The following is a 7,914-nucleotide window of genomic DNA, read 5'->3' as shown; positions in this document are numbered from 1 at the left end:
ATGCAGCCCCAGTTGGAGCAGATGCCGGCAAGGTGCTCGCGTTCGACAACCGCCGTCTTGAGGCCGAGCTGGGCCGCGCGGATCGCAGCGATATAGCCGCCCGGGCCAGAGCCGATGATGATGACGTCGTATGAGGTGGTCAAAGCCTGGTCCCTCCGAATTGCGAAATGGCTGGCCTCAAGGGACGGATACCGCTCAATCCGGCCTGGCGCCGTAAGCGACTGCCGCAGTCTGTTGGGCCGAGGGACGTTCGTCGACGCGCGCGAACCAGCCGGCAAGGCGTGCCAGCGCCGGGTCGAACGGCAAGGCCGCGCGGCGAGCGGCAAAATCGGCAAAACAGTAGAGCACGATGTCTGCAAGGCTGAAGCGGTCGCCGGCAAGGTAAGTCCGATCGCCGAGCTGGGCATCGATCCAGGCAGTATTCTCGCGCACGATTTCCGCCATATCGGCCGCGGCATGGGGAATGCAATGGACGCGATCCTTGAACACGCCGAGCCCGGGGCCATAACGGAAGGCGGCGGTCACCGGTTCGCAAAAAGCGAGATCGACCCGCCTCGCCCACATCCGCACCCGGGCGCGTTCCTCTGCGCTCTCGCCCAGAAGCTTCGGTCCCGCCGACGTCTCCTCCAGGAATTCGCAGATGGCCATCGTTTCGGCGATGACCTGGCCAGTCGACGTCTCGAGAACCGGCAGCTGGCCGGCCGGATTGATCGACATGAATGGTGGTTTGCGGTTTTCGCCGGCAACGAGGTCGACCCATTGCTCCAGAAACGAAATCCCCTTTTCGGCCGCGAACATGCGCACGACACGCGGATTTGGGCCGACCGAAATATAGAGCTTCATTCCAGGTGTGCTCACTTGCGCCAGCTCTGCGCCATCGACCACTCGATCGCGTTGCGCACCAACAGCCGATAGTTCGGATTTTCAAACGTCCTCGAGAAATGGCCTGGCTGGATGTAGGCCACGGCGCTGTTGATGCTGCGCTTGGTCCAGGCGACGACGTTGCTGCCAGGCGGCCGCTCCCAGCCACGGTTCGACCGTCGCTCGCCAGTCATTGCCAGCTTCAGCGAATAGAGATGGCGGCAGCTGAATTCGACGTCCGAGCGTGCAACGGGATCGACGCTGTCTTCGAACACCTCCATGAGGTAGGCCTCGTCATCGAGGGTGAAGGATGCAGGCAAACCCGCGAACAGAGGATGGGCAGGATCCTCCGCGCTGATCGTCATGGGGACATCGAACCGGGTGCCGCCGTCCATGACCGGCTCGCCACGCACGGAGCCGGGGAAGTGGAGCAGAATGCCGCCCAATGCCTCGGCATAGTCGGGCCAGGACGTCCACGCCGCGATAGCGTGATGCAGGGCCACGATGGGCATTCCAGCTTCCAGCAATGCGTGGAAGCCACGTTTGAATTCAGCGGACGGCTGGACCTCGTAGCCCGGGCCAGCCCACGGATTGCCACCAGGCATGTCGTAGAGCACCACCGCGTCGACATCGCTCAGGCTTTGCGGATTGAGCACGCGCTCCGCCAGCGGATGCTCGACCAGGAACGCCTCCGTCCCCTCGAAGCTTTCGAACATGGCCATAAGGCCGGTGCGGTCGTAGGTGTGGCCATTGCCGACCACCAGAATGCGCGGCCTCACCTTGTAATCCAGAAATCCCATGAGTTCCTCCCTGCAAAGATCCGGGGTAGAGCTCCCGGACTTGATGTCAGTCGCGGTACTCGATCGCGAAACTGACCTCGGGATCACGATGGGCGTCCCAGTAGCCCTTCCACAGCGCCTGGCTGATCGGCCCCACCTTGCCATCGCCCACCGGCTGGCCGTCGAGGGTGGTGATTGGCATGACGCCGCCGGCCGTCGTTACAAAGAGGAGTTCATCGCATTCATAGGCCAGCTCCACCGGCACGTCGTCGACCGCATAGGGGTAGCCAAGCTTGTCGGCGACAGCGAGCACGGACTTTCGCGTGACGCCCTCAAGCACGCCTTTCTTGGGCGTATAGAGCTTGCCGTCCTTGATCAGGATGATGTTGAATCCCGAGCCCTCGGTCAGGTTCGCGTCACCGTCGGTCAGGATCGGGTACATCGCGCCGCGGTCGCGCGCTTCCAGCAGGCCACGCGTGAAATCGCCCCACTGCAGGTTCTTCACCGTCGGGTCGATGGCACCTGGCGGCACGCGGCGAACGGTGCGGGCGATGACGGCACTGCCACCTGTCTTCTGCGTTTCCTCGTTCATGACCCACATGTAGGGCATGACCATCAGGTAGCAGAAATTCTCGCATTCCTCCGGCGCATACTGGCGAATGAAGCGCAGGCCACGGGTCACGATCAGCATCACATAGGCATCGCGGATGCCGCTTTTCGCGGTCATCTCGACCAGGCGGTCGCGGATTTCCTGGCGCGACAGCGGGCTCTTCAGCCGCAGGCGCTCGCAGCTGCGCTCGAAGCGGTCGAGGTGGTCGTCCAGGCGGAAGAAACGCCCATCCCAGACGGCCGGCACGTCATAGGTCAGGTCCGAGTGCAGGAAGCCCTGGTCGAGGATCGGAATGCGCGCTTCTTTCAGGGGCACATACTCTCCTTCGACATAGGCAATGCCTTGGGCGAAGGGGTTGTTGCTCGCCTCGAGCGCGTTAACGCGCTTCTTGTAGTCGACGAAGATATGGTCGGTGTAGGACATGGGCGAAGCCTCGGTCACGCTGGTTTCGGTGTGCTGCTTGACGTGAGCCGCGCCGCAGAATGCTCCGGCGCGGCTTGTGGCTTTTCACTCGGGCTGAAGTCCGAGTTCCACGACTTGCTTCATGGCTGCATCTGCGCCCTCGATCGCTCGGTCAATGTCGGCCGGTTGGTGAGCCGCGCACAGGAACATGTTGTGCTTCGGGTGCAGATAGACGCCGTGGCGGAGGGCGGCCGCGCAGAAGGCATTGGCGATCTGCAAATCCTTGTCGCCGTCAAACAGAACCATCGGCATCTGCGCCGGCCCGGTCTGGCGCAGGCTGAAGCCGTGCCGCCTGGCCACCCCATCGAGGCCTTCGCGGAAACGCTGGCCCATCGCCGCGGTGTGCACCAATGCATCGGTGTCGCGAAGGATTTGCACTGTCTTCAGGCTCGCAGCCATGGCTGCCGCGCCATACCAGAAGGACCCGGTGACGAAGACTTTCGATGCGCCTTCGCGCATGCGCTCGCTGCCGGCCACGGCGGCAAGCGGCCAGCCGTTTGCGATCGCCTTCGAGTAGGAGCCAAGGTCCGCCCTGACCCCGTATTGCGCCCAGCTTCCGCGCACATCCAGACGGAATCCCGCCCGTACGTCGTCAATGATCAATGCAGCGCCCGTCCTGTCGCAGATCGCGCGTGCATGTTTGAGAAAGCCTGGATCGGGCAGTTCCTGATCGCGGTTGACGTCATGCCGGAAGGCCGTGAGCATGATGCCGGCAAGGTCGTCGCCTGCAGTGGCCACCGCCGCGTCGAGGCTCGCCATGTCGTTGAAATCGAAGATGACCAGATGCGCCCGGTCTTCCGCGGTCACGCCAACCAGCGAGGGCGAGCACCACGGCACCGCGCCATGATATGCGCCGCGCGCGACCAGGATCTTGCGCTTGCCGGTCGCGGCGCGCGCGATCGTCACACAGGCCGTGGTGGCGTCGGTGCCATTCTTCTGGAACATCGCCCAGTCGGCATGGTCGACGGTGTCCACCAGCAGCTCGGCGAGTTCGACCATGACCTCGGTCGGACCGTTGCTGATGTCAGCGTTCTTGAGCTGCGCCATCGCCGCAGCGTCTACTTCGGCATGATGGTAGCCGAGGACGTTGGGGCCCCAGGCGCACATGAAGTCGATGTATTCGTTTCCATCGACGTCCCAGACCCGGCACCCTTCGGACCTGGCGAAGAATTGGGGATAGCCCGGCCCGATGGCGCGGGTCGCCATATGACCCCACATGCCGTTCGGCACGACCCGCTGGGCGCGCGCCAGAAGTTCGGCGTCGCGGCTGTTCGGCAGGCTGATGTTCATGATGTCCTCCATGGAAAGGAAGGGAGGCTTGCGAGCCTCCCTTCCAGTACCGATCAGTTCGAGATTTCGGCCAGCGGCAGGTTGCAGCAGGCACTGTAGCGCATGCCCTTGACGTTCGGACCATGTGCCAGGATCAGGTTCGGGCTGACCATCGGGATGATGATCCGGTCCTTGGCCATCTGCTGGCCGGCTTCGAACCACAGCTTGTCGGCATCCGCGACTGTCGAGGCTGCAAGAGCCTGCTTGAGCAGCTTGCCGGTTTCGTTGTTGACGAGTGTCGGATCAGTGGCGGCGCCAGCGCGCTTGGCCCAGACAGAGCCCTCGGACAGCCCGAAGACGTCGACATATTGCGAGCTGCCGTAGAAGTCAGGGGCGAAGAACACCGCGGTCAGCGGAATGTGGTCGCCATTGGCGGCCTCACGCCAGTTCGCGAACGGCACCGGCGAGAGCTCGACCTTGATGCCGACCTTGGCCAGATCCTGCTGGATCTTCTGCATCATCAGCGAGAAGTCGACGCCATAGACGTTCATGTCGGGATAGATCGACTTGATGGTGAAGCCGTCGGCTGCCCCTGCCTTGGCAAGCAGTTCCTTGGCGCGGTCGGGATTGTATGCCGGAATCTCGTGACCGTCGCCGCCGGGGAAACCGAGCGGGATGGGGGTTGCAATCGGCCGGCCCGCGCCGCCGAGCGTAAAGTCGATCAACGAGGTGCGGTCGATGGCGATAGAGATCGCCTCGCGCACTTCCGGCGTCAACTTGACGGTGTTCGCCTTGGCGCCCGGCGACAGGGCGATGTAGACGTAGTTGTATGAAGGCACCTGCTCGACGGTGACGTTAGAGCCTTCCAAGGTCTTTGCGGTCTCGGGGTCGATCTGCATGGCGATGTCTGCGGCACCCGACTGCAGCATCTGCGCCTGCGCCACTGCGTCCTTGACCTGGCGGAACACGACTTCCGGCACCGCTGGCGCCTTGCGCCAGTAGTTCTCGTTGCGCTTGAGCCTGAGTTCGGCGTTCGGCTCATAGGACGCCAGCACGAACGGGCCGCTACCGGCGGAATGGGTCAGGAACCAGTTTTCCGAAGTGTCCTTGTCGACCGCCGTAACGTCGGAAAGCGCGCCTTCGGCCGAGGCGACGTCGCTGTTGATCACCGCCAGGAAGCCTGCGGCCGCCTGGTTGAGAAACTCTGAGTTGGGTGCCGACAGATGGACGACAACGGTCTGTGCGTCCGGGGTATCGATCGAAGCGATCGGGTCAGCCAGGAAAGCGCCGTTGCCCTTGATGTTCTTCAGCCGCTCGAACGACCATTTCACGTCCTTGGCTTCGACAGGCGAGCCGTCGGAGAATTTTGCAGCCGGATCCAACTTGAAGGTAAGCTGTGTCTGTTCCTTGTTGACTTCCCAGCTCTTGGCCAGGACCGGAACAACCTTGTTGTCCTTGTCGAGCGTCACGAGCTGCTCATAGACCGACGTGTTGTAGATCTGGCAGGTGTCGCACCAGGCGCGTGCCGGATCGAGCGAATTGACGTCCATATCGCGCGCGATCACCAGAGCACGCTCTTCCGCCTGCGCCGGGCCGTACAATACGGTCGCGGCAAGCGCCATCGACAGCAGGGCAATCTTGGATCTTCTCAGGCCTAGTCGTTTCACTGCTTGTACCTCCATTGTTGTCGGGCCGCGGATGCCCGTGTTCCACTATTTTTCCGCAATTCTCAGAAGAGCTTCCCTGACATCGCCAACCGACCCGAGCGCAGCACGGTTGAGGACCGCCGATACGGTCGGGGCAGCAAGCCCGCCCGCGACGCGCAGGACTTCGTGATCGAGACTGTCGAAGAAGCGTTCCTGAATCTCTGCCGCCCAGGTGGCGCCCATTGAAAGGCTGCGTGCCGTCTGCTCGGCGATGATCACGCGGCCGGTCTTGTCGATCGACGAGCCGATCAGATCCCAGTCCATGCCGTGATGGTCGATGTTGCGCAGATCGATGATCTCGGCATCGACGCCGGCTTCCTGTGCCGCCTTCGCCGCATTCTGGACCATCACCGAGGTCGCAAGCACGGTGCAGGCGGCACCAGGTTTCACAATCCGGGCAGAGCCAAAGGGGATGCAGTAGTCGCGGTCGCCCTGCGGAACCTCGAACTCGCGCTGGTAAAGCTCGGTATGCTCGATGATGGCGACCGGATCGTTGCAGGCGAGAGCCGAGTTCATCAGCCCGATGTAGTCGAAAGCGGTCGACGGCGTGACGATGCGCCAACCCGGGAACAGGCCGAACAATGCCGACGGGTCGCCCGAATGCTGCGATCCGTAGCCGGTGTGCGGGGAAACACGTATGCGCATCACCAGCGGAACTGGAAAGCCATCGCCGAACATGTGGCGCACCTTGCCGACGCCGTGAGCGATCTGGTCGGCAGCGGTGAAGCAGAAATCGCCGAACATGATCTCGACGATCGGCCGGAGCCCGTTGAGTGCAGCGCCCAGCGCCACGCCGGTGAAGCCGTTCTCGGCGATCGGCATCGGCAGCACCCGCCCCGGCCAGCGCTCCAGCGCGCCCTTGGTGAAACCGCTGACACCGCCGCGCATCTGATGGACGTCCTCGCCCATGACGATGATGGTCGGGTCGCGTTCCATCGCAGCCGCGATCGTCTCGGAAGCCGCGGTTACGAACTTCACCTTTTCCAGCTGGTGACCGTTGAGCTGGTCGTGGTCCAGCATCCGCTTGCCCCCGAGTTCGGACAGGTCTCCCAGGATTCCCCGGTCCCGGCTGCCGGCATCCGGCCACAGGCCATCGGGTATGCGCAGCGCATTTCCACCGGGCACCGGTTCGGTCAAGCGCGCTGCTGCAGCGGCGACGCGGTCCGTCACCACCTGATCGATATGGGTGAGCTCTTCTGCAGTAAGATAGCCGAGCGACGTCAGTCTCTCCTTGGCGAGCGTGACAGGGTCCCGCTCGCGCCATTCGGCCTCTTCCTCCTTGGTTCGGTAGCCGAAATCGCTGCCGCTACGACCGCCGGACTGGTGGAAATGCCGGTAGCACAGCGCCTCTACGACAACAGGGCCTCGCTCCTCGCGGATCAGCCTGCGCGCCTCGGCCATGGCGCGGTGAACGGCCACCACATCCATGCCGTCGCATTCGATGGAGGTTATGCCCAGCATCGCACCGCGCGAAGACAAGCGTGTCTCCCGCGTCACGTCGGAAATGCGGGTCGAAACGCCGTAGAGATTGTTCTCGATGAAGAAGATAACGGGGAGGCTCTGGGCCGCCGCGATGTTCATTGCCTCGTAGCTTGCGCCATTCTGCGTGGCGCCGTCGCCGAAGAATGCGACCGAAACCTGGTCGCGCTCCAGCATCTTGTCGGCCAGCGCATAGCCGACCGCGTGGGGCGGGTTGCCGCCGACGATGGCCGACGTGCCGACAACGCCGGCATCGGCGAAGCGCATGTGCATGGAACCGCCGCGTCCACCGCAATAGCCGGGCGCCAGCCCCATGATTTCCGCCATGAAGCGATAGACCGCTTCGTCCATTCCCGGCGTGAACTCATCCTTGCGGATATCGAAGCCTTCCGGGACTTCGGTGTTGACCAGCTTCATCAGCACCTGGTGGTGCGCGCGATGCGTGCCGTTGATCTTGTCACCGGCACCAAGCACCGACATGGCACCGACCGCACCCGCTTCCTGGCCGATGCTGGCATGCGCCGGACCATGGATCAGGCCAGCCTTCTCCAGATCTAGCAGCTTCTCCTCGAAGCGTCGGATCAGCAGCATCTGGCCATACCAGTGGATCAGATCCTGTGCCTTCTCGTCCTTCCAGTCGGCCTCGTCGAGTTCCAGATGGAACCAGGCGGCCGACGGGGTCAGGGGTATCTGGCGGGCCATAGTTCCTCCGGTGCAGCCTTTGTCGGAGGGGCAGTGCCAAGATTTG

General features: G+C 63.2%; 7 protein-coding genes. All 7 read right to left on the bottom strand.

Going from position 1 to position 7,914, the window contains the following annotated elements:
• A partial coding sequence (locus NDO48_RS25615; protein ID WP_267322650.1) for an FAD-binding protein occupies positions 1–143 on the bottom strand: 143 nt, incomplete at its 3' end.
• A gap of 52 nt (positions 144–195) precedes the next feature.
• A complete protein-coding gene (locus NDO48_RS25610) occupies positions 196–843 on the bottom strand; it encodes a glutathione S-transferase family protein (RefSeq protein WP_018425818.1) in 648 nt (215 codons plus the stop codon).
• Between the two features lie 11 nt (positions 844–854).
• Positions 855–1,661 (bottom strand): ThuA domain-containing protein, encoded by an 807-nt coding sequence (locus tag NDO48_RS25605; RefSeq protein ID WP_018425817.1) that lies wholly within the window; start codon positions 1,659–1,661, stop codon positions 855–857.
• Positions 1,662–1,707: 46 nt separating this feature from the next.
• Positions 1,708–2,691, bottom strand: a complete 984-nt coding sequence (locus NDO48_RS25600; RefSeq protein ID WP_157632663.1) for an aminotransferase class IV — start codon at positions 2,689–2,691, stop codon at positions 1,708–1,710.
• Between the two features lie 66 nt (positions 2,692–2,757).
• Positions 2,758–4,002, bottom strand: coding sequence for an aminotransferase class III-fold pyridoxal phosphate-dependent enzyme (locus tag NDO48_RS25595; protein ID WP_040456421.1), 1,245 nt, complete (start codon positions 4,000–4,002; stop codon positions 2,758–2,760).
• Positions 4,003–4,055: 53 nt separating this feature from the next.
• On the bottom strand, positions 4,056–5,663 hold the full coding sequence (locus tag NDO48_RS25590) for an ABC transporter substrate-binding protein (RefSeq protein WP_157632662.1): 1,608 nt from the start codon (positions 5,661–5,663) through the stop codon (positions 4,056–4,058).
• A 30-nt stretch (positions 5,664–5,693) separates the two neighbouring features.
• Complete coding sequence (locus NDO48_RS25585; protein WP_018425813.1) at positions 5,694–7,868, bottom strand: alpha-ketoacid dehydrogenase subunit alpha/beta; 2,175 nt, start codon at positions 7,866–7,868, stop codon at positions 5,694–5,696.
• Positions 7,869–7,914: the final 46 nt, after the last annotated feature.

Source organism: Aminobacter sp. MET-1 (assembly GCF_026521175.1).
GTDB lineage: Bacteria > Pseudomonadota > Alphaproteobacteria > Rhizobiales > Rhizobiaceae > Aminobacter.
Note: the sequence above shows the minus strand (reverse complement) of the source record. Positions and strands in the feature narration are given on the sequence as shown.